Origin of the sequence: Anaerophaga thermohalophila DSM 12881 (genome assembly GCF_000191885.1) — a bacterium.
GTDB lineage: Bacteria > Bacteroidota > Bacteroidia > Bacteroidales > Marinilabiliaceae > Anaerophaga > Anaerophaga thermohalophila.
Map to the genome: position 1 here is coordinate 1 of NZ_AEWI01000012.1, position 21,790 is coordinate 21,790.

Annotated in this window: 17 protein-coding genes; 3 read left to right on the forward strand and 14 right to left on the reverse strand. The window is 43.7% G+C overall.

The window, feature by feature from the left end; translation table 11 throughout:
• Positions 1-415 precede the first annotated feature (415 nt).
• The 7 genes from ATH1_RS0104005 to ATH1_RS0104035 all read right to left on the reverse strand — a co-directional run bounded on the left by ATH1_RS0104005 (position 416) and on the right by ATH1_RS0104035 (position 9,551).
• Entirely contained in the window at positions 416-1,798 is a 1,383-nt protein-coding gene (locus tag ATH1_RS0104005; protein ID WP_280959755.1) for an aspartate aminotransferase family protein, read from the reverse strand.
• A 276-nt stretch (positions 1,799-2,074) separates the two neighbouring features.
• A complete protein-coding gene (locus tag ATH1_RS0104010; protein WP_010417896.1) occupies positions 2,075-3,166 on the reverse strand; it encodes a hypothetical protein in 1,092 nt (363 codons plus the stop codon).
• Between the two features lie 165 nt (positions 3,167-3,331).
• The gene (locus ATH1_RS0104015) at positions 3,332-4,849 is read right to left on the reverse strand and encodes a SusD/RagB family nutrient-binding outer membrane lipoprotein (protein WP_010417898.1); all 1,518 of its coding nucleotides are present in this window, start codon (positions 4,847-4,849) and stop codon (positions 3,332-3,334) included.
• Between the two features lie 26 nt (positions 4,850-4,875).
• On the reverse strand, positions 4,876-6,492 hold the full coding sequence (locus ATH1_RS18905; RefSeq protein ID WP_010417900.1) for a TonB-dependent receptor domain-containing protein: 1,617 nt from the start codon (positions 6,490-6,492) through the stop codon (positions 4,876-4,878).
• Between the two features lie 20 nt (positions 6,493-6,512).
• Positions 6,513-7,046 carry a hypothetical protein gene (locus ATH1_RS0104025; RefSeq protein ID WP_029163953.1) on the reverse strand — a complete coding sequence of 178 codons (534 nt, stop codon included), beginning with the start codon at positions 7,044-7,046 and terminating at the stop codon, positions 6,513-6,515.
• Between the two features lie 92 nt (positions 7,047-7,138).
• A complete protein-coding gene (phnW, locus tag ATH1_RS0104030; protein WP_010417904.1) occupies positions 7,139-8,245 on the reverse strand; it encodes a 2-aminoethylphosphonate--pyruvate transaminase in 1,107 nt (368 codons plus the stop codon).
• A complete protein-coding gene (locus ATH1_RS0104035; protein WP_010417907.1) occupies positions 8,226-9,551 on the reverse strand; it encodes a DUF5690 family protein in 1,326 nt (441 codons plus the stop codon). The genes phnW and ATH1_RS0104035 overlap by 20 nt, the downstream gene beginning before the upstream one ends.
• Before the next feature lie 209 nt (positions 9,552-9,760).
• Between ATH1_RS0104035 and ATH1_RS0104040 the strand changes: the two genes are divergently transcribed.
• Genes ATH1_RS0104040 through ATH1_RS0104050 form a run of 3 tightly spaced genes read left to right on the forward strand, consistent with a single transcriptional unit; the run spans position 9,761 to position 12,174 of the window.
• Positions 9,761-10,342: a helix-turn-helix domain-containing protein gene (locus tag ATH1_RS0104040; RefSeq protein ID WP_010417909.1), complete on the forward strand. Its 582-nt coding sequence runs from the start codon at positions 9,761-9,763 to the stop codon at positions 10,340-10,342.
• Between the two features lie 2 nt (positions 10,343-10,344).
• Complete coding sequence (locus ATH1_RS0104045) at positions 10,345-11,061, forward strand: HAD hydrolase-like protein (RefSeq protein ID WP_010417912.1); 717 nt, start codon at positions 10,345-10,347, stop codon at positions 11,059-11,061.
• A 12-nt stretch (positions 11,062-11,073) separates the two neighbouring features.
• Positions 11,074-12,174 carry a zinc-binding dehydrogenase gene (locus ATH1_RS0104050; RefSeq protein ID WP_010417914.1) on the forward strand — a complete coding sequence of 367 codons (1,101 nt, stop codon included), beginning with the start codon at positions 11,074-11,076 and terminating at the stop codon, positions 12,172-12,174.
• A gap of 51 nt (positions 12,175-12,225) precedes the next feature.
• Here ATH1_RS0104050 and ATH1_RS18910 read toward each other — a convergent pair whose 3' ends face one another.
• The 7 genes from ATH1_RS18910 to ATH1_RS0104080 all read right to left on the reverse strand — a co-directional run bounded on the left by ATH1_RS18910 (position 12,226) and on the right by ATH1_RS0104080 (position 21,515).
• Positions 12,226-12,792: a sulfite exporter TauE/SafE family protein gene (locus ATH1_RS18910; protein ID WP_010417920.1), complete on the reverse strand. Its 567-nt coding sequence runs from the start codon at positions 12,790-12,792 to the stop codon at positions 12,226-12,228.
• Complete coding sequence (locus tag ATH1_RS22120; protein ID WP_245531703.1) at positions 12,767-12,988, reverse strand: hypothetical protein; 222 nt, start codon at positions 12,986-12,988, stop codon at positions 12,767-12,769. The genes ATH1_RS18910 and ATH1_RS22120 overlap by 26 nt, the downstream gene beginning before the upstream one ends.
• A gap of 229 nt (positions 12,989-13,217) precedes the next feature.
• A complete protein-coding gene (locus tag ATH1_RS0104065) occupies positions 13,218-13,928 on the reverse strand; it encodes a tRNA threonylcarbamoyladenosine dehydratase (RefSeq protein ID WP_010417930.1) in 711 nt (236 codons plus the stop codon).
• Between the two features lie 33 nt (positions 13,929-13,961).
• Positions 13,962-14,630 (reverse strand): TatD family hydrolase, encoded by a 669-nt coding sequence (locus ATH1_RS0104070; RefSeq protein WP_010417933.1) that lies wholly within the window; start codon positions 14,628-14,630, stop codon positions 13,962-13,964.
• 57 nt (positions 14,631-14,687) lie between these two features.
• Positions 14,688-18,326, reverse strand: coding sequence for an alpha-2-macroglobulin family protein (locus ATH1_RS18915; RefSeq protein ID WP_010417936.1), 3,639 nt, complete (start codon positions 18,324-18,326; stop codon positions 14,688-14,690).
• On the reverse strand, positions 18,266-20,215 hold the full coding sequence (locus ATH1_RS22125; RefSeq protein WP_010417940.1) for an alpha-2-macroglobulin domain-containing protein: 1,950 nt from the start codon (positions 20,213-20,215) through the stop codon (positions 18,266-18,268). Before ATH1_RS22125 ends, ATH1_RS18915 begins: the two co-directional genes overlap by 61 nt.
• 538 nt (positions 20,216-20,753) lie before the next feature.
• The gene (locus ATH1_RS0104080) at positions 20,754-21,515 is read right to left on the reverse strand and encodes a class I SAM-dependent methyltransferase (RefSeq protein WP_010417943.1); all 762 of its coding nucleotides are present in this window, start codon (positions 21,513-21,515) and stop codon (positions 20,754-20,756) included.
• Positions 21,516-21,790 lie beyond the last annotated feature (275 nt).

Sequence of the window (21,790 nt, forward strand, 5' to 3'; positions counted from 1 at the left end):
GAATGACAGACTGTCTAATGTCATTCTGAGGAGGTAACGACGAAGAATCTGTTACCTGTTTTTGGTTTCTTAGATGATTAAAGGTTAATTATACATGTTCTTTTGTGACAATTTTTGTCATGCTCGTTTCAATAGGTTTTCGGCATAGTGGATAATCCGGAGTATGCTGATCCCCTAATCCGGCAAGAAAATCCGCCATTTTTATAGCAAAAAAGCATGTCATTCCGGCGGATGCTGATCCCAATCAAGTAAAAATCCGGAGCATGTTGACCCCCTTGAGAGTTTCGTCCTTTCAGGATTCCGGAGCATATTGACCCCTTTCTGTAGTTATTAGTAGTTTAGCCCACATTGCAGCTATAGTTTCATAACTCCCAATTTTTCTGACAGGGCTTGCTTTTTGAAAATACAGGAAGCCTTACTCCATATTTTCAATAATGGCTGATTTCAGTATTGTTACCCCGGCAGATAAATCTTCCCTGGAAATTGTTAATGCAGGAGACAACTGAATAACATTGCCCTGCGACACCTTAAAACTCAGTCCTTGTTTTAAGCATTGGTACATCACTTTCTCCGCCAGATCAACAGCTTTTTCTTTTGTGGCAATGTTTTCTACCAATTCAACTCCCCACAGCAACCCCTTTCCCCTGACATCCCCAATTTTAGGACACAACTCTTTCAAAGCGTCCATTTGATCAGCCATAAACTGCTCATCATCTACAACTTTCTTAAGAATTTGATTTTCTTCAATAAATTCAAGGGTCGCCAGTCCGGCAGCACATCCCAGAGGATTTTTCTCAAACGTATAATGTCCCAAAGAAATATGTCCGGCTACATTATATTCCTCCCGGCAAACCATAGCTGCCATTGGTATCAAACCGCCACCAAGACCTTTGCCAAGACACAAAATATCGGGGACAATTCCGTAATGCTCAAACGCAAACATTTTACCAGTTCGTCCCATCGCGATGGGTATTTCATCCAGGATCAATAAAACGCCATGCTTGTCACAAATTTCGCGTACCCTTTGCCAGTATTGTAAAGAAGGTATCTGAACATCTGTGTTGCGAATGGTTTCGGCCACAAAAGCACCAATATCACCCTCTTTTTCAATAACATATTCCAAATAGTCGGCATATTTCAGTTGGTCCCCTTCATTATCGCCGAAAAAACCACGATATGTAGCTGGTGGCGGGATGCGGATTACGCCAGGCATCATGGGCCCCATATCCTGTCTAAAAACCGATTCTCCCCCAACCGATATAGCATCGAGAGAAGCTCCGTGAAACGAATCCCAGAGAGAAACAACTTTATGTTTGCCGGTAACTACCCGGGCAAGTTTCAAAGCCATCCCGATTGCAGATGTGCCTCCTGGAGCAAATAATACTCTGCTAAGCGGATCGGGCAACAATCCGGTTAACCGTTGAGCAAAATCTATCGCCACCTGGTTGGTATATCGCCTTGGGGAAAACGGGAGACGAACCATTTGTTCCATTACTTTTTGTACGACATATTCATTGCCATACCCGATTTGGTGAACATTATTGCCATGAAAATCGAGAATTTCCCGCCCCGACAGAGTTTTCAAACTGCTGTTTTTACAGGATTCCACGACTTCCATACAAGGAGAGGACATGGATTGATGCAGAAAAACTGCAGCGTCTTCTTCCAGCAATCTGCGTGTTGACGGATCCAGTGATTCAATCCATTTGGCTCTTTTCGGTGTTTGATTAATATCTCCTTCGATCATGTTAGAATTTTTTTTAGCGGACTCATCTTTCGAAACAAAAGAACCCCTCAATGCCAGACGGCATAAGGGGAAATAAAAGAGTAATCAGTATCTTTCCATGAAGTACCATTTGCGGTGTTACGTTTGCCGCCAAAATACTCATCCCGAAGTAGCTTTTGTAAGATTTTTCTTAATAAAAAACCAACAAGAAGCACATTCGGGACTCCGTTTTTGGCGGCTTCGCAAGCCTTGCAACCGACATTTTCTGAACAGACACATTATAAGTAAAAACATTCCCGACTTTATAGACGGGCACTGATTAAATCACTTACCTGCAATTGCAAAAACCTATAAATCAGTAAGATTAATGGACAGGGTTTTGTTGGTTCCGGTAAACATGTTTGTTACCCCGGCACTTTTCGCGTCATCGGGAAGTGTTAAATACACCTCAGCCAATGCAGGAATTGTAAACTGCTGACCGCTCTCATACGACAAATAAAACGGCATATCGGCCACGTTCTTTATCCTGAATACTTTTTGGTTTTTATCTTTGTGTCCGGTATTCCTGATCTCAACAGAAGCCTCAAAAAAAGCTTTCAACAACTCTTCGGGTCCGGCCATTTTATCATCAAACCAGGCAATGGTGCGACGGTCAAACATGGCTTCCTTGATAGCTTGCTGAGTTCGTTCTGTGGCAAAAACAAGTGTCATGGGACGATGTCCGTTTTCCACATCATAATAATGGGCATTGACATCGTGAATATCGGAATTCCCTATCATGGCAAGTTCTTTGTCCAGGCACCAATCGATTACTATCGGATACCATTCTTTTTCGTTGAAAACCTCTATCCCATGTATGTAGCCTTTCTCATACCAGTCCTGATGCATATCCATCCATACACAGGTATCCGGCTGCTGGGCCTTCCATCCCGGATGATTCCACAATACAAAACCGCCCTGGTTTATGGCAGCGCGTACCGCATCTTCCGGGTCGGGAGTGTCAAGGGCATTGACATCCTCAAGAAACAAACCGTTAAGATGTCCGGGAGGCATATCTCGAGTTATCTCTCCACCGCGAATAAGGATAATATCTTTTTGCTCAGCCACAGGCAATGCTATTTCATAAGGCGAATTGTGATTACCTTTTACATATTCGCGATGGGGCCTGTGCTCAATATGATCGGTAATAGATATGGCATCAAGCCCTTCTTCCCATGCCTCCCTGACCCGGGTAGCAGGCCAAACAATACCGTCCGAAAAAATCGTGTGCATGTGAAAGTCACATTTCAGGGTTTTATAGCCAGGGATATCAGGCAGTTGTATTTCTTTCCTGACCGATGGTTTTTTCATGTGCGATAATTGCATATTATTCACATTCTGTGACCAGCTCTGTAAAGCAATAAGGCTGATTATTGCTGACAAAAAAATAAGTTTTTTCATAATATAAGATATTTTGAATTATTGATTTTGAAATTCTTCGTTAAATATTTTGGGGTGCCGAAGAAGTCAGCGAATTAAGCGAAATTATTGAAAAGGTCTTCATAACAAAAAAAGTTTAAACCCGGCAAGCCCAATTGCCTGCCGGGTTGGATACAAGAAGACAACTTATTTATTTTCCCACCAAACAGGAGTCCAGTAGTCATAATTGCCAACACTTCCGGCCTGCCTGACAGCGGCCTCATCATGATTCTTAAGATTCAAAGCCTGCTCTTCATCCGGATAAAGGAACCGGCTGGGATAAACATCTCTGTTGGCATCAGGCCCGGGTTCGATAACCCGCGGGAAACCGGTTCTCTTAAATTCACAAAATCCCTGATAATCGGTATAAAAGAGAGCGAGCCATTTTTGTGTAATAATGGTTTCCACTGACCCGTCAAAAGCTACCGGTACCGAAACTTCCTGAGATGTTGAGGTTCTGAGCAAATAATCTTCAGGCATTTCAACATTCCAATAATCAAAGCTCAGAATGATGCCGGTCTCATAGTGGGTTTGAGCATTAGCGACAGCGCCCACTTCAGGGAAACGCACAGCGGCCTCGGCAATAATGAAGTGAACTTCGGCAGCTGTCATAACGATTCCCCGGGCTGCATTAGGCTCAAAATAAAAAATCTCAGGATTGATTTTGGAAATATTGGCGGGGCCCCCTTTATATTCATAAGCACTGCCATCAACCATACCATTAATCATTCCCGAATATTCCGGTGTTTCTTCATTCCTGGATGCCTCAGTCGGAGCAAACCACGTCATTTGGCGGGGATCATCATAAGCCTCCAAAACTTTTTCCACGGTTTCACTCATTCTGTATTCATCATATGAACCCACCCGGTGGCCCGATTGCTGCGAACGAGGATGAACATTGGGATAAGAAGTCGTGTATTCCAAAGCCACATTATAGCTGTTATTTTCAATTAACGGATATTTGACCGGGTTTGAAATTATGGCAGCCATTTTTCCTTCTACATCGATAGAGGTTTGCCCGACCATGTTTGATAAACGCATAAGAGCTCTTAGTTGCAGAGAATTGGCAAAACGCCTCCAGTTGTCCAAATCGCCGTTCAAAAGAATGTCACCTTTTACTACGTTCAGTCCCGAAGCTGACAGCAGATTATTGGCTTCCTCCAAATCATTAAGGATGGATGCATAAATCTCTTCCTGCTCATCGTAAACAGGGGCAAAAACATCACCATTCTTTCCCTTTAAAGCTTCCGAATAAGGAATGTCTCCCCACATATCTGTGGCAATCTGAAACATCCAACTCTTGAGGATCAACGAAATGGCCTGGTAACTATTGTTCTCCGTTTCTTCAGCAATGCTCTTAAGGTTATTGGCCTCTCTGGCCGACCGGTAGATGGTAGACCAGGTTCCGGAGCTTGTCCCCCACTCAAACTGATCAAAGGCAGTAAAAACAATTTTGGCAGAATACTGTGCCATCACATTTCCTTCGCCCCATGCATCATTCACCATAGTATTCACCATATTTCGCTCAATACCTGTAAGCAACAATTCAGGGTTATTACTGATATTCTCGGGGGCATTCGGGTTAACATTCATATTCCCCAAATCATCACAGCCAAAGGCACCAATCAGCAAAAAGGCCCAAAGTATTATTGTTTTAATATTCATCGTTTTATGCTTTTAAAGTCCAACAATTAGAATGTAAGGTTCACGTTAAACCCAATGCTTCGCAGCGATGGCATACTGTAATCTTCCACCCCGGGGATCAGGTATTGCCCGCTCATACCGAAAGTCTCGGGGTCACCATGCGGAAAATCCGTCCATAAAAACAAGTTACGCCCAATAACAGAGACTTTAGCGGTTTCGACAGGGGTATTTTTAAGTACTCTGGCAGGTACTTTATAGCCCAGTTTTACTTCACGTAATTTGAGATAAGTGGCATCGTACATACCTTCTTCTTCATTTTGGCGTTTATAACGCTTATTGTGATAGGACGATGCCTGCACCATCACATCATTTTCCACCAGATTACCCTGATTGTCGTACATCCAGCCGTCTGCAATCAAGCCATCGTAATAAGTCACTGTTTCACCTGCACTGTTGGTGGCTTCCCGGGGCAGCCCGCTGTCTTTTATTCCAGGATGCGCGCCACCATTTTTCTGATCTCGTCCCCATAACGTCTCCTCAATATTTCCGGAGGTAGCTGCAATCAGGCGTGTTGAAGAAAAAAGATCTCCGCCCTGGCTCCAATCCAGCAGAGCACTCAATGTGACATTGCCAAAAGAAAACTCATTGGTAAATCCCAGTTTAAAATCCGGATTGTAATTACCTATCTGTTTCAGCCGGTTATCTTCAACGGGAAGTCCATCCTGTAGGATTAAGCGTCCATCGGTATGTTTTTGGAGTCCTGTTCCGAAAATAGCTCCCATCTCTTCGCCTTCTTTGGCAATAATGGTTACCCGGTTACCGGCAATGGTATAAGAATCTATGCCTTCTGCCAGTTCATCAACAATGGTTTTATTGGTGGAGTAATTTGCCGTTGCAGTCCAGGAAAAGTCTTTTATTTTAGCAACTGTACCGGTAATAAGCAATTCAATTCCACTACTGGTTATTTGTCCAGCATTAATCCACTTTTTTGAATACCCCGTTGAAATAGGCAGGTTAGTCGCAATAATCTGATTCTTATTTACATTCTCATAGTAAGTAAAATCAATGCCTAACCGGTTGTTGAAAAAGAAAAGATCCGTCCCTATCTCATACGAAGACGCCTTCTCCGGCTTGAGTTCGATATTAGCAATAGAGGAAGACTCCGATGCAATAAGATTATCACCCCACGGCGTATCAAAAATATAGGTGTCGGATAAATTATATGGATCTGTATCGTTTCCTACCTGGGCATATCCGGCTCTTAGTTTGGCAAATGAAATAAATGCGGGCAGTTCAAACATATCGGATAGAACCATACTGGTAGTTACTGACGGGTAGAAGTACGAGTTATTGGAACCGGGTAATGTACTCGACCAGTCGTTTCGTCCGGTAAGTTCCAAAAAGAATCGCTCCTTGTAAGACAAAATAGCCAATCCGTAAAGACTTCTGATTTCTTTCTCATATCGGCGCATGTCCGAGGCTAATGGCACATCAGTATTGGAAAAATTATAAACACCCGGAATAACCAGTTGATTGGCGCTAAGTGCACTGTAATGATCTTTCTGGTTCATGATGTTACCGCCCAGAGAAGTATTGATCTGGAAGTTTCCCAGCGCTTTGGTGTATGACAATAGAAAATCGCTGTTTACTTCACGGAATATCACATTATCCTCGCGGTATTCTCTCAGGGGTATATCAGTTCAACCCTTGAGAATACATTCATAATTTCGGTAGCACTATCACTATTTTCCAGCTCGGACTCAAACCCGGGGGTTTCCTGAGAATAGATAGCAATAGCTACATCGAGCGCATGCTCAAATGTCTGGCCAAGCTGCCCGGCATTTTGAGCATTTCCTTCATAATTTATCTTTTTAAGATGTTTCTCCAGTTTGTTCAGTGCATTGTAAACCACAGGCTTTCGAATCACTGTTCGCATTGCAGGACTTCCGGGGCTGATAGGTGTTTGATAGGTGTATAAATTTTTAAACAGATAAAATTTCCGGGCAATATCTTCACCCAAATAATGTTTCCCTGCTTTGGAAACGGGAATTGACTCCCATTCAGATTTATCCGTAAAACTGAAAAACCGGAAATATTTGGTGGTATCTTCTGCACTACCCGAAACCGGACTTTCAGGTTCTTTCATCGTATCATTCCCGGTTGCTGAAATCAGACTGCAACCAAGAAAAACCATCAGTGAGACCAAAAATGTTTTCATAATTCTCATGTTTTAGATTAATTGTCTTCTTTTCGTAAATATGTATTTTGGCGGCAAGCGTAACGCAGCAAATAGTACTTTATGGACAGATACTATTTAGTCATGAAAGACTTTATCGTTAAAATCAGTCTTTCTATATCCGGAATATGGACATCTCCAATTGTTCCTATCCGAAAGCATTCGTAATGCGTGACCTTCCCGGGATATATCACAAACCCCTTTTGCTTAAGAGCGTCATAAAATTCCTGAAAGGAAAAATTATAGTCTCCTGGAAAAAGAAAAGTCGTAATAAACGGCGAATGAAACTGATCAGGCAAAAGAGGCATCAGTCCTAACTCCCGTAACCCATTAACCAGCAGAATCTGATTCGCCTGATAACGCTGATATCTTGCCACAGGGCCTCCTTCCTCGTCCAATTCGTTCAAGGCCTGAAGGAATGCTCTGACAACATGAGTCGGAGATGTAAACCGCCACTTGCCATCTCCCTGTTCCATGGTGTTCCATTGGTCATAAAGGTCTAATGAAAGCGACCGCGCCCGTCCCTTCAGTTTTTCCATTAATACTCTTCGGGCCACAACAAAGCCAAAACCGGGAACACCCTGAATACATTTATTGGCACTGCTTACAAGAAAATCAATGTTCCAGGCGCTGATATCGAAAGGAAAGCCCCCAAAACTGCTCATGGCATCAACGATAAATATCTTTTGATGCTTTTTGACCACTTCGCCAATGTCACTGACAGGGTTCAGCATGCCGGTTGTTGTTTCGCAATGAACAACGGCCACATGAGTGATGTCAGGATTTTCAGCAAGCGTTTTTTCCGTTAGTTCTGCATTTACCGGTTCTGTTTCCGAAAACCGCAGAACACTATTTTCAATTTGCAGATAACCGGCAATTTGAAGCATACGTTCCCCGTAAGCGCCATTGATCAGAATCAGTAATTTTCCATCGTTGGGAATTACAGACCCTATTACCGACTCCACAGAGAAAGTACCACTCCCCTGCATCAGAGTACAGGTATATTCCGATGAGGTTTGTGTAGCCATATTAACAATACGGCTTCGGATTTCCTTTACCAGATTATTATAATCCGTATCCCAGGTACACCAATCTCTCAACATTGCCGCCTTCACTGTTTTGGTCGTGGATAAGGGGCCTGGTGTTAAAAGCAGATAAGGATTATCTGGGTATTGTAGCATAGTCGTAATGTTTTGTGGTTAAAGGATATTCTAAACGATTGTATTTTCGCTGGAACCATATACTGGAGGCAATCATTATTACCACTCCGGCTACCGATACATAATAAGAGCTGCTTAAAAAAAAGTCTGCCCACGAATCAGAAGGTGAAAGAATATTTTTCAGCCCAAGAACACCAATGCTACTGAGATATCCGAAAGCATCAGCCAGGTACATCACATAACCGATGTTACTGCTATATTGAAAAGTGGCGATCATTCGTTCGAACAGCAAGGCATTGAAAGGAATAAAAGCCATGTACAAACCCAAACCGGTTATTACAACCCAATAGAACCCTGAGATATGATTACCCTGAAAGAGTATCGACCCCATACCTATCAAAATAAAGCCGCCCATAACTATGAAAATGATAGAAAACAGGGCTTTTATATTGCTGCGGATAAAAGAAACCAGCCCCAGAGAAAAAAGAGCAATTAGTCCTACCGGAATTTCCGATTTCGTAAAAATCTCAGGATTATCTACATACCCAAGGTCATTCCATATCTCTACCGCAAAATTATCTCTCATCTCCCTGAATATCATTAAAATAGAATATGCGCCAATTAACAACACAATGACTGTGGCGAAATGACGGAAGAAAGCCATTCTTTGTCTCTTGGTCATCGGCTTCCTCTCTGTTCGGAGAGCACGGTCTTCGGCAGTAGGTGAAGGAACTTTACTAAGGAGATAAAGAGAAATCAGCAATGGAAAAAAGAATAGAAGACCGGTCACAAAAGGCATCCAGTATTCAGAAACATTCAAATCGAGCATAACCCATTTCCCAACTGATTTGACAATTCCTGATGCAAAAATGAAGCTGACGCTCAGTCCGGCTCCAAGCAACTCGGTATATTTCCGCCCTTCGAGATAGGCAAACACCAATCCCCAAATCATCCCCAACGGCAGACCATTTGTAAATAAGAAGATAATTCTATAGGGAGACGGAACCAACCCGAAAAGGAATAAAGAAAGCCAGGACAAAACGATAAGCACCAATATGCCCGTAGCACGCTGTCCCGATTTCGTTTCAGACACTACCTTAATACCAATAAACTTCGAAAGGGTATAGCCTGCTACCTGAGCCGTGATAAACCATATCTTTTCATCTATTCCGAGAAACTGCTCACCCTCAAAAGTAGCCACCGCAAAAGGTTTTCGGAATGCATACATGCAGGCATAAGTAGAAAAAGAGGCTACAATGACATAAACCACAAAAACCCATTGGGGCTGTTTTTCTAACCATTGTTTTATATCAACTCTCAAAATCATCTCTTTCAAAGTTTACTATTAGTAAATTTATATTGCAAAACTACGAGGGATTTATGCCTTTTGTGTAAACCCTGTATTAAGGAATAATTAAGAACAAATTCGACACTTACATTTGATTTAAAGTAGTTTTAACAATATCTGTTGTGTTATTAATTAGATTGATTTAAATTTGCAATGTTTCTTATTAGTAAACTTTTTAACTTTTATATATGACGAGCAGTACCCTGTCAGGTATCAGTAAAAAAATTAAAGCCATACGGACGAACAAAATGCTTAAGCTCACCGAGGTGGCAGAAAAAGCCAAAATCAGCAAAGGACTCCTCTCCAGAATAGAAAACGGCAGAGTCATTCCCTCTCTTCCGGTATTACTGCAAATAATCAAAACTCTGGAAGTGGATTATGCCACGTTTTTCGATGGAATCGACAACGACCTGAACAGGGGATACCTCCTCATCAGAAAAGCTGATTATGAACGCATAGAAAAGGAGGATGCGATTGGTTTTCAATATTTCTCTATCCTATCCGAAAGTGTGGGGAACGTGTCGCTTGATTTCAACCTACTGGAACTATCCCCTAATGCTCAACGAGAGAAAGTGACAACACAGGGATACACCTATCTTTTTCTGATAAGCGGGAGCATTGAGTATATCCTGGACGATGAAGTACTTGTAATGAATGAAGGGGATTCTTTGTTTTTCAACGCAACCATCCCGCACGTTCCCAAAAACCCGACAACAGAAACAGCTAAAATTTTTGTTTTATATATTATTTCTCCGGGAAAAAACATTTAATTATGACACAGATCAAGCTTGTAGTATTCGACATGGCTGGTACTACCGTGAAAGACAACAATGAAGTTGAGCGGTGTTTTGTAGAAGCAGCTCATAAAACAAACCTTCCCTTTGCAAAAGAAGATATCCTTGCCATGATGGGATGGTCGAAAATAAAGGTTTTTGAAACCCTTTGGACCAAAGCATCTCCTGAATCAGACAAGAACACAATCAAAAAATTGGCCAATCAGTCATTTCTGGCTTTCCGGGAAATTCTGGAGAATCATTATCGAACCAGCCCGGTGGAACCCACCGATGGATGTATTGAGATGTTTGATTTTCTTCATTCCAATCACATAAAAATTGCGCTTACTACCGGATTTTACAGAGAGGTTACCAACATAATTTTATCGCGTCTGGAGTGGGACAAAAACCTTGATGAAAACTACCTGGGGAAAAATAACTCAATCATTGATTTATCCATATCCAGCGATGAGGTAGCCCATGGTCGCCCCGAACCCGACATGATAAAAAAAGCGATGAGTATAACCGGAATTAATGATCCGGAACAGGTAATTAATATTGGCGATACCCCATCGGATCTTTTGTCAGGGAAAAAGGCCGGATGCATTTACAGCCTTGGTGTTTGCAACGGAACTCACACTCGCGAACAACTCCAAAGCATCCCCAATGACGGACTGCTAAATAATATTGGCGAACTTGCGAATTATTTGAATTAAGAGAGTTGATGCATGAAGAACAGCGGTAAAGCAGTGGTTTTCCAGGGCTCCGGAAAACCATTGATGTTACGGGAATTTCCACTTCCAACATTAAAAGAAGGGGAGATATTGGTACAAATATCGCAATGTGCCATTTGCATAAGCGATTTGCACACGATCAGCGGAAAAAGGGAAAGCCCTCTTCCTTTGATCCCGGGTCATGAAATAGTGGGCACCATCAAAGAACTTCCGTCCAAAAGCAAATTAACCGATCTAAAAGGCCAAATCCTTCAACCCGGAGATATGATCTCCTGGACACTTAATACCTCATGTGGAAAATGCTTTAACTGCAAAAAAGAAATCCCTCAAAAGTGCAAACATCTCATAAAATACGGTCATTCCCCAATCAGTGAAGAGTATTCGCTCAACGGAGGTATGGCGGAATACATTCTCCTGCGCAAAGGAACCTCAATCATCAAACTGGACAATCACATTCCGGCACACCTGTACACCTGCATCAATTGCTCTTTATCCACCGTGATGGCGGCCATACATGCAGCGGGCAAAATTGAAGGGTCCACCGCTCTTATTTTTGGAGCCGGTATGCTGGGAACCCTTTGTTCAGCAGTCCTTAAATCACAAAAAGCAGAAAAAATAATTGCCATTGACCCCAACCTGAAGCGTTTAGAAATTATCCAACAGTTTGGCACAAGTCATGCTATTCAATGGCGCGATAACTTAAAAACAGAGGCCCTTATCCGACACATCCTTACGATCACAGAGAATCACGGGGCGGATCTGGTTTTTGAAATGAGCGGAGCTGAAATGGCTATCAGTACTGCACTTCAAACAATGGGCATAGGGGGAAAACTGATTCTTTGCGGCTCGGTTTTTCCTTCCCGTGATATATCATTTAACCCCGAAACCATTGTCAGGAATCTTTGGGAAATAAAAGGTATTCATAATTACAATACCCGGGATTTTCTGGCAGCCGAAAAATTTCTTTCCAATAATATAAGCAATTTCCCTTTTTCAGATCTGTTTCACCCCGGGTTCTACTCACTGGAGGAAACTGAAGAAGCCATAAAAACAGCAAGGACGAAGAAATTTCACAGGGTAGTCATAACACCTTAGGGTCAGGAATGACAGCCAGAGATTCCTTCACTACGCTGGCAATGACAGATTTTAAAAAAACAACAACACCGCCGAAATCGCGATCACCACTGTCACAAAAATCCGGAATTCCCGCTCGGGGATAAACCGCACCAGGTATTTCCCGGTCATCGAGCCAATCCATACAGCCGGCAGCATCACGAAATTCAGTTGCAATGTATCAAGGGATATTGATTTCCACACAAAAAAGTGAAGCGGTATTTTTAGCAGATTCAGGCTTATATAAAAGACAGCACCGGTAGCAATGAAGCTCTTTTTGGGCAATCGCATCGAGAGTAAGTACAAATTAAAAATTGGTCCTGCTGCATTGCCAATCATAGTGGCAAAGCCGCCGGTAAAACCAAGTGTCCGGGCGAACCAGCTTTTGCGGGTGAACCCGTTTGGTCCGCCGGAAAAGTCGCGATAGAAGATCAGTGCCAGGCAAAGCAATACGGAGATTCCTATGATGTTACGAAACTGATTATCCGAAATCATTCCCCCGACGATCAATGCCAGCACAATCCCGGTCAGGGCATAGGGGTAAAGTTTTTTAATGTGTTCCCACTTCAGATTTTTATAGTAATAACGGATGGCAAACATGTCGCCAAAAAACCAGAAATGGTACCAGTAGTCCGGCCGACGCCATGCCTCCGTAAAAGTGGGCCAACAACGGGATGGTGAACATTGCAATGCCTTTCAGCCCGCTCTTGGATACGCCCACCAGCCAGGCACTCCCCAACGTAATCAACCAGATTCCCCAACTTGTATCTAATGGATTTATTATTGATTCAATCATGCTGCAAAGAAACAAAAAAAGAACGGGTTCCACGGTTGAAGTTTTGGGTTCGGAGTTTTATGGTCAGTCATGGGCCGGGAGTGTTCATAAGGGAGTGTCTCTGTTTTCCGGTTATTTCCCCGTCTCAACCTCAACCTCAACCTTAACCTTAACCTTAACCTCAACCTCAATCTCAGCCTCAACCTTTTCCACACCCTTTGTTCCTTGCGCCCTTCTTTTTGCCCCTTGGTCATTTTATTAATTCCCGTATCACCTTTGAGGCTGCCATCATTCCAAAAATTGCCGGCATATATGAGATAGTGCCCACAGTGGTCTTTTTGTTCTGTTCGCCCCGGGTTTGTATAACAGCTGACTTGTGTACCGGCTCCGGACTGAAAACTACATCAAATCCTTTTTTGATGCCGAATTTGGTCAACCGTTTGCGTACCATTCGTGCCAGTTTACAGTGATAAGATTTGCTGATGTCTGCAATCTGTACCTGTTCCGGGGCCATTTTTCCGCCTGCACCCATGGAAGAGATCAGAGGGCGGCCATTCTGCATCGCAGCAACAATCAGGGAGACTTTGGGGCTGAGAGAGTCAATGGCATCCACCACATAGTTGAAAGGCTGTGTCATCAACACCTCAAAATCGTCGCCATTGTGAAAATGCCGGAAAGGATGCAGGATAATATCAGAATTTATTTCTTTGAGCCGGACCATCATCACATCGGTTTTTGACATTCCCTCGGTCGAGATAAGAGCCGGCAACTGCCGGTTTCGGTTCGAAGGATTTACTACATCACCGTCGATAATGGTAAGTTCTCCGATTCCCGCTCGGACAAGCATTTCGGCGCACCAGGAACCAACGCCACCGAGTCCGGCGACCAGTACATGCGACCGGGTTAATTTTTCAAGTTTTTCTTTTCCGATTAATAGTTCCGTGCGCTCAAGCCACTTCATGAGGATACTGTTTTTATAGATTCCCGTGCCGTTTTATTCAAACCTGAACAAGCGGTTAAAATTTTCTTCAATGCTACTGCCCAGTTTTTCAACTGTGGTATTTCTTATTTCAGCACCCCTGATATATAAGCCCGATATGGATTTATTGGTGTGATCGGTTTCCAGGAATAAATTTTTCTCCGGAATTTTTTCCAGTGATTCTGCCACTTTATAGTTTTGACGGTAAAGTATTTTCGGGCCGAACGAAAGATAAAAACCTTGTTTTACAAATTGTTCCATTTCCTGTGGATGCCCGCTAAAACCATGGATCACCCAGGGCTGTGAAGGCGTCGTTTTTTTATGCAGATTCAATATCTCGCTATTGGCTTTTACCGAATGAATGATCAATGGTTTTTTAATGTCCTCCGAAATATCAACCTGTTGACAAAATATTTTCTTTTGAAGACCCAGGGCAGGCCCCTTGATTTTATCAAGACCAGCCTCTCCAATGGCAATTACTTTAGGGTTTGCAGCAATATTTTTAACCTTATCCAATAATGCATGAATGTCTTGTCCGTGAATATACCAGGGATGAATTCCGTACGAAAACCATACGCCTTCAGGGCATTTCTGAAGAGGTTCCGGTGCCACACAGCTGACGATGGCAATTTCTGCATCAGGACTTTCGGGTGCTGTATGGGTGTGAAAATTGATGTACTTCATTAATATCTTTCCATTTTTATAGACGGGACATTATTTAGTACTTCCTGCTTCCCGCATTTAAGGAGTCGAAACAATGGTTTTTTCACCGGGAATTCCGGCCCTTATGGTATGATTATACATGGCTTCACAAATAACAGGGGGAAGATAATATTCACCGGGGAAAGCTGCATGTACTACAACAACAAATTGTTTGCTTTTACCGGCTTTCAGATCGAAATATGACAGAACCCTGTCATCACGGATGTCGCGATAATCAGGAAGGTCAACATCGTACGACCGGATACCTTCCAGGCGTGTATTACGTATTTCCCATCCTGACGGGATCATTTGTGTCAGGGCCAGATTCCGGGCGTCACCTCCAGAGCCGGGATTGCTGACTCTGATCACGTATTTGAAATCTGTTCCTTGCGGGATATTTTCGTATGAAACAGGGCGATCGTCCATGGTCAGGAATCTGCGTTCAATCTTCAGATTCTCTGAAAAGGCTGTCGAATCAACACCTCCAGGAGTTCCCTGAATCAGTAGTGAGGCAAACAGCTCCTTTTCCGAATCGTTGGTAACTGTTATTTGCCCGCTCGTTGCTTCACCAAAGCTGATGCTTCGTTGCGAAACCGGCTTGTCTGTTCCTACAGTGATATTATCTTCGTTATTCACAGAATAAGTGTATTGCAGTGACGAGTTATCTGCTCCGTTCCCGGAAAAATTAACAATACTCATCAATGTCCATGCTGTTGTTTGTGTACTGTACCAGTTCCCCGAATTAAGCGCCTCTGCTGCTTCTTTTACCAACGGCATGGCCGTTTCTTTTCGTCCCAGAAGATTCAAAGCCTGAATAAGAATGGCTTTATCGCGCAATGGTGAGCCGTACGTTTTGTATTGAATATCCGTGGCATTCAGCTCAGGTGCCTCATCCATTATTTCCGATGCAACTTTTTGCATACCCGTAAGAACATAGGCTGAAGCCAGTAACCATCTGGTTTGAGCGATGAGGTTGGACTGCTGACGCAGTCGGTTCATGGCACCGGTGGCAGGTTCGCCGGCGAGTGCAAGGGTAAAGAGCCTGTAAGCCTGAAGCATCTGTTCTGATGTATAAGCCTGTGTTTGGGGGCGTGGCAGCCACGATGAAGCCCTCTCTTTTTGCCATTCGATCCAGTCGGACTTTAATGAAGGACGCACCAGAAAGCCCTGTTTCTCTGCTTCGAGCATAAAATGGCCGGCATAACTGGAACCCCAGTCACTGGGTTGTGATTGTCCCGGCCAGTAAGCAAATCCGCCTTCGGGTGTCTGGTAAGAACTGTAGCGTTGAAGTACGCCGGTGATATTTTCCCTCACCCTCGTGCGTTGTTTCTCCGTAAGGTCGACAATCTTGCCGAGATACAATTGCGGAAAACCGCCCGAAGTAATCTGCTCGATACATCCATGCGGGTATTCAATGAGAAAGTTCAGTCGCCCGGCTAAATCCATTGGGGGCATTGCACTTACCTCCAGTTGCATGGTATTTGTTCCACGTATACCCGGGAGATTATATTCCAATGTCTGATTTGCTTTGGGATTAATAACGGCAAAGCGGGTTCGTGTCACAGGGGGATTGGGCATTCTTATTTCCAGATTCTTTGTCAGACGGTCTTTTTCCCCGTTGCCCGATGCTTCAATTACCAGTTGCGACTGGCCGGTAAGCGATTTGGTATGCACCTCAAAACTTACTGTTTTTTCACCGGGTGAATCGAAAGAGACGGTTTTGCTGCTGCTTTTTCCAAAGGAATAGTGTTGAGAACCTGTAATTGTCACCGTTACTTCCTTAATATTTTCTTCAGAAACAAAAACGGTAACCGGAAGGGACAATTTTTCATCAGGGCCTAACATACGAGGTAATGCAGTCCATGCCATCACGGGCTTTTTCACTTTTACAGTAGCCTCATTGCTGCCGGTAGCCTTTCCGTCGGTACCGATAACCATAACACGAACGGAGCCCGTATAAGAAGGAACTTCGAACCGGTGCGGGTTTTCCTCCCGCTTTTTCAACTTGTACGGACCGAAGAATTTCACCATGGGCTCGAAGCGTTGCAGACGGTTTTGGCCTTTATCACCCCTGAGCGATTCAGCTCCTCCAACGCTGAAGAGTTGTTCAATCCTTCCACCGAATGCACCTATGACGTCATCGTAAAGGTCCCAGGTTTTAACGCCAAGCGCCTGTCTTGCGTTGAAGCGCTCCCATGGGTCGGGTGTCTGAAAACCGGTTATATCCAGCAGGCCTTCATCTACTACTGCCAATACATAGTCCATTTCCCGGTTATTGGCCTCGCTGACTTTGATTTCAACATCTTCTCCGGGACGCCAGGTTTCAGAAGTCTTTATTTCCGGTTCGAGACGCGTGCCGGGATTTTCTATTTTAACCGGAATGATCCCGTAAAGACGCAGAGGGCGATTGTTGGTCGTCTGATCGTATGTTTGAATAAGCGTTATGCTGATATAAATATTGGGAGCCATCTCCGGTGTGGCTTCAAAGCTGAAGGTTGTTTCTTTGGACTGAGGTTCTATCCACCAGGATTTCAACACCTTGCTTCCCGACTCAAGACTGACAAGGGCTCGTCCCTGGTCGGATGAGGGGAACGTGACGGTAACTTCCTCACCAACCTGATATTTTTTCTTATCGGCAGAAAATACAAGGTGAGAAGCGCCGTCGCCCCCACGCGATTCACGTGCCCATCCCGGCCAGTCTACTCTCACTGTGGTGGCAGTTGAATGCCCCGACGAAGGATTTGTGACTCTTATCAGGTACCGTCCCCACTCCGGCTTGTTTATCCGAAAATTAAAACTGCCCGAGCCATCATCTCCGGTTATCAGTGTTCCTGAGTCGACAATATTCCGGCTGCTTGAGGTAATATAGCGTCCCAGGTCTTCTTCTGATGATTCCCACCACCAGCGCCAGTTTATTTTATAAACGGTATATTGTAGTTTTTGATTGCCTGCAGGATTTCCCTGGCTGTTTACAGTAACTACATCTATCCGGTGGTTTTGGTCGGTTAATAATAGTCCGCGATCATCGCCTTGCGGGGCACGAATGCCTGTATATACATCGAAGGGTGAAACAGCCAGGGTTTCGCTTCCGACACTAAAGGCGCCTCCTTTTTCAAATACACGGGTTCTTAATGTTGCCTGAACCATGCCTGGAACCAGGAGGAATTCAGGTATTCTGTAACGGAATGAAGAGCGGCCTTTTTCGTCCAACATGCCTTCGTAGATGGTTAGTTCCGATTCGTTCACCTCTCGTGAGGGATCGTCAAAAATAAAGTCTTCATATCCCTCAAAATGAGTTTTTGCGGGGTACAGGTTAAGTCTTACATCGGCTTTGAGATTGGAAGCAGGGGATCCGTGAAGCCAGTTGGACCGGATGTTGAAATTGTAGATTTGTCCGGATTCCAGAATTTTTCCGGGTGTTTCAAGTTCCACTTTCAGACGGTTGGGACGAAAGGTTTCAATGCGAAGATTCTTTTCGAACACAACACCTCCCACATGAACACTTGCGAGCCAATAGCCGGTGGGGGCGTCCTTGCCGGTTTTCGTCCTGAAAGTATATAAACTGTTTTCGGGATGTGTCTGGGTTTGTTTGTAAACAAGACGTCCCCTTGGATCCGTTAACTCAAACGTAACCGGATGATTTGGGGGAAGTGTTCCCGGCGTGCTTTCGACGGGCATAAAAGAGACAAAAAAGTGAGTCTCCCGGTCTCCATACCCCGCGTTCCCCGAAAAATGAATCCTCTCAGGCCTTCTTTCACGGTTTCACCTGATACGTCGAACCTGTCGAGGGCAAGCGCCTGCCCGTCATCGAGCCTTAAGTAACCTCTTTGCTTTCCATCTCTGGCAATCAGCAAAAAGGGAACTCCGTCAGCCGTTATACTTGCCTGTCCCTCTTTGTTGGTAGTGCCTTCCCCAATTTTAACCATTTGAAGGTTAAAAATCTCTACTTCGACATTGGCAAGGGGTTCGGATGAAATAAGGTCGTTCACGGTCACCAATAATTCGTTGCCGGTACCGCCTTTTACCAATAGTCCGAGATTCGAAGCCAGCACATTACGTGCCACCCGGCGGTCGCTTGTATAATATGAATCGGAGCAGGGGTTGTTTCTTTCGCTCCAACGATAATCCGGGTTATAGCGGTAAGGATAAACGGAGTAATAGTTATCGGTTTCATCCCAGAATCCTTCTTCCGGGTCAGGATGGTCGGTCTGTACGGAATTGTCCTCCTGGTCGTCACCTGCACAGGGATAAATGGCATCGGACTTTTCAAAGCCCAGCTCTACGCGGTAAATGGCTCCCGGATCGGGCTGAATGAAGCGGGATAAATCGAGAGAAAAGGTGTTCCATTTGGTTAGGTCGAGTGTCGGATCGGTGTTTATTTCGATGCGTTGCTTGTGAACCAGTCTTCCTGACCGCTTAAGCTGGTTTTCACCACCAAGTTGATTTACCTGAAGGAAATGACCGATGTTGTGTTCATAAATCTTGATAATACGGACTCTTACTGCATTCAGGCTAACCGCTCTGAAGGGCATGAACAAACCGTCTGAGTAAGGCATGACAGTTCCGTCTCCGATGATTTCTACCGCCGGCTTTTCACTTGAGAAAGAGAAGGTAAATTCTCCGCGTCCGGACAATTTTCGGCCCGATACATTTTTTACATCCTCAGAAATAATAAGCGTTTTTTCGCCGGTAATATCTTCATCCGGGTATAGCTCTACAAGGTTGTTGTCGATGTTCCAGTTCATGTCCTGTCCCGAAAGCCTGAAAAGGCCCGATATATCCTGTCCCGGGTCTAACGGATCGCTGAAAGCAATGGTAATAACTTTTCGTGGTGAGGTTTCGAGACGGGATGAAAGGATTTTGAAAGTATTTGCCGGAGGGATGCTTATTTTAAGGTTTTGTTCTTCATCGGGAGAAAGCGGACCTTCTTTGACCGTTACAGATAGTATGCCCTCATTTTCTCCCCGGGTTATGTCATTCACAATTAGGATGTGGTTCCGGCCATCTGAATGGAACCATTCGGGCTCGCGGGGGTCACCGTTGTATTTAACTTTCACATTGGTTTCAACCAGCTTGTTGTTGGCTACATCGGCCAACGCCACTTTTATGGCAGCCTGATATTTTTTGTAATCGCTGACAGACAGAGGCCCTATGTTTTCGGGGCTTAACCATGCATTCTGTTGAATAGTCTGAAAGGTAAAGAAAAAAGGCTCCTTTTCGTCAGGCAAAAGACGTTGGAGAGCTATTTCGGTTTTAAATTTTTTGCCGGAGGGAAGCAGTTCTGACGGCTTAAAAACAATGGTCCGATCATCTGCCCATACTGCTTCTCCCTTTATTGACGGAGAAAAAGAAATAATGCCATCTTTTACACTCCGGCCCGGAACTGCCTGGTTGACAGGCGAGGTAAATTCGACCATCACGGATGATTTCACAGAAATCTGCCCCGATGTAAAAGCACTGATTGCCGGATGAAAAGGGGAATGGGCAGCTTCCTTTTTATCGCTATGACAAGCAGAGAAGAAAATGATGATAAGCAGAAAGATTGCACGAAAAAAGGAACTTTTCATAACTATGGTATTTGAGTTATTCTCATAAATTGGTGTCTGCCCGTAAAGTGCCGATATTAATCTCTTTCTTTTTAGCATTTTAAAGATTTAACCTCGGGCCAATATCGTTTTTCGACATGGTTAAATTTAACTGATGAGTGCATTATAAAAAGCATATTTTTGTCAAAATCAAGGCGTTTTAAATTTTTTATGCCGGAGTTAACTTGTTGTTAATGAGGATGCAAAAATTTAAAACAACAACGAGTTTGGCAATAAAGATGCTTTTTATACTGCACTCATTGATGTTTGATACGACAACAGGTTAATTGGTCTTATGGAAAACTTGTATGCAAGTTAATATTTTTATCTTATTCTTCTGTTAAGCGAATTGGTTCATTTTTTATTTTTTTATTAATTTCCGGTATCATTTTTACATTCCGTCAATTTTTCCCGGTTATCAGACAATAAATTACCTGCAGAACTGATGAAACAGACCGTTAATTTTTCATAAATAACTTTGCGTTCTTATATTATAATGTTTTTATGTTTAGTCTTTGTTTTAACGGACTATCTTTTTTTTTACAGTAATTATTTGAAACATTGACATTGAGGGTGAAAGAAGGGGAAGCATCCGGTCGATCACTTCTACAGGCCGGTATAAAAAATCGGGTAGCAGTTGTTTGCTGGTGAAGCCTCCGCTCACAAGATAAAGTAATGGATTGGTATAGGTGATCCTGCCTACTTCCAGGTTCGGGTAGGAAGCGTTAAATTTTTCTCTGTCGCGGCTGAAAATAATCCAGGGCAGAGCCCCGTTGGCCGAAGAGAGAGGTCCTTTATCCGGCAGTGTCCAGTCGCCCGATGGATCGAACGCTTCGTGATGAAAGTTTTTATATATGAACCTTCCCCATAATGTGTTAGCAGGTTCTATCATCTTTATGATACCGCCGGGGATCAGGGTTCTCTCAGCTTCATTAAAAAACTTTGCAGCATCCGGAAGGTGATGAAGGGTATCGATCATGAAAATGGCTGCCAGGCTTTGATCTTCAAAAGGCATTTCCAGGGCTGAAAAGGTCATGTCGTTGGTTGGCAGTTTCTGTACATCGGAAGTGATGACCCGGGGTTCCAGTTCTTTAAGGAAGCCACCGCCACTGCCCAGTTCCAGTAATTTTCCGGGAGGCAAAGCCGGTATCTCTTTCAGGAAATGCGAATACCACTGCCTGTAAAGATTTTGAAGGAATTTCTTGCTCTTCAGAATCTTTCGGTGAACAAGCGTTCTTTCAGGCGAGTCAAGCGCGTGGTCTGTTTGGTACTTCCAGGGCATAAAAAATTAGTCAGTAGTTTTTAGTCAGTAGTCAGTAGATAAGTATCCGGCAGGTTAGTTTTATACTAATCGTTATATGCGGCATCACCTGGTCTGTTTCCTTGTCCCGTTCACGATTCAATAGTTCGTTAATTATTTACAATGTGCTGCGAACCTGTTGTATGTTACAGAAAGGTTTCGACTGTTAAAATACAGTATTCCACGGTTATATGGATCATTCTGCATTTAAAAACTTAACGATCTGTTAACCATTGGCTCTGTTTCCATATTTCGGC

Bases quoted from the DNA above. Each gene is read 5' to 3' on its own strand.
- ATH1_RS0104010 (WP_010417896.1), bottom strand. From the start codon at position 3,166: ATGAAAAAACTTATTTTTTTGTCAGCAATAATCAGCCTTATTGCTTTA.
- ATH1_RS0104015 (WP_010417898.1), bottom strand. From the start codon at position 4,849: ATGAATATTAAAACAATAATACTTTGGGCCTTTTTGCTGATTGGTGCC.
- ATH1_RS0104025 (WP_029163953.1), bottom strand. From the start codon at position 7,046: ATGAAAACATTTTTGGTCTCACTGATGGTTTTTCTTGGTTGCAGTCTG.
- phnW (WP_010417904.1), bottom strand. From the start codon at position 8,245: ATGCTACAATACCCAGATAATCCTTATCTGCTTTTAACACCAGGCCCC.
- ATH1_RS0104035 (WP_010417907.1), bottom strand. From the start codon at position 9,551: ATGATTTTGAGAGTTGATATAAAACAATGGTTAGAAAAACAGCCCCAA.
- ATH1_RS0104040 (WP_010417909.1), top strand. From the start codon at position 9,761: ATGACGAGCAGTACCCTGTCAGGTATCAGTAAAAAAATTAAAGCCATA.
- ATH1_RS0104045 (WP_010417912.1), top strand. From the start codon at position 10,345: ATGACACAGATCAAGCTTGTAGTATTCGACATGGCTGGTACTACCGTG.
- ATH1_RS0104050 (WP_010417914.1), top strand. From the start codon at position 11,074: ATGAAGAACAGCGGTAAAGCAGTGGTTTTCCAGGGCTCCGGAAAACCA.
- ATH1_RS18910 (WP_010417920.1), bottom strand. From the start codon at position 12,792: ATGTTTGCCATCCGTTATTACTATAAAAATCTGAAGTGGGAACACATT.
- ATH1_RS22120 (WP_245531703.1), bottom strand. From the start codon at position 12,988: ATGATTGAATCAATAATAAATCCATTAGATACAAGTTGGGGAATCTGG.
- ATH1_RS0104065 (WP_010417930.1), bottom strand. From the start codon at position 13,928: ATGAAGTGGCTTGAGCGCACGGAACTATTAATCGGAAAAGAAAAACTT.
- ATH1_RS0104070 (WP_010417933.1), bottom strand. From the start codon at position 14,630: ATGAAGTACATCAATTTTCACACCCATACAGCACCCGAAAGTCCTGAT.
- ATH1_RS18915 (WP_010417936.1), bottom strand. From the start codon at position 18,326: ATGCCCGTCGAAAGCACGCCGGGAACACTTCCCCCAAATCATCCGGTT.
- ATH1_RS22125 (WP_010417940.1), bottom strand. From the start codon at position 20,215: ATGAAAAGTTCCTTTTTTCGTGCAATCTTTCTGCTTATCATCATTTTC.
- ATH1_RS0104080 (WP_010417943.1), bottom strand. From the start codon at position 21,515: ATGCCCTGGAAGTACCAAACAGACCACGCGCTTGACTCGCCTGAAAGA.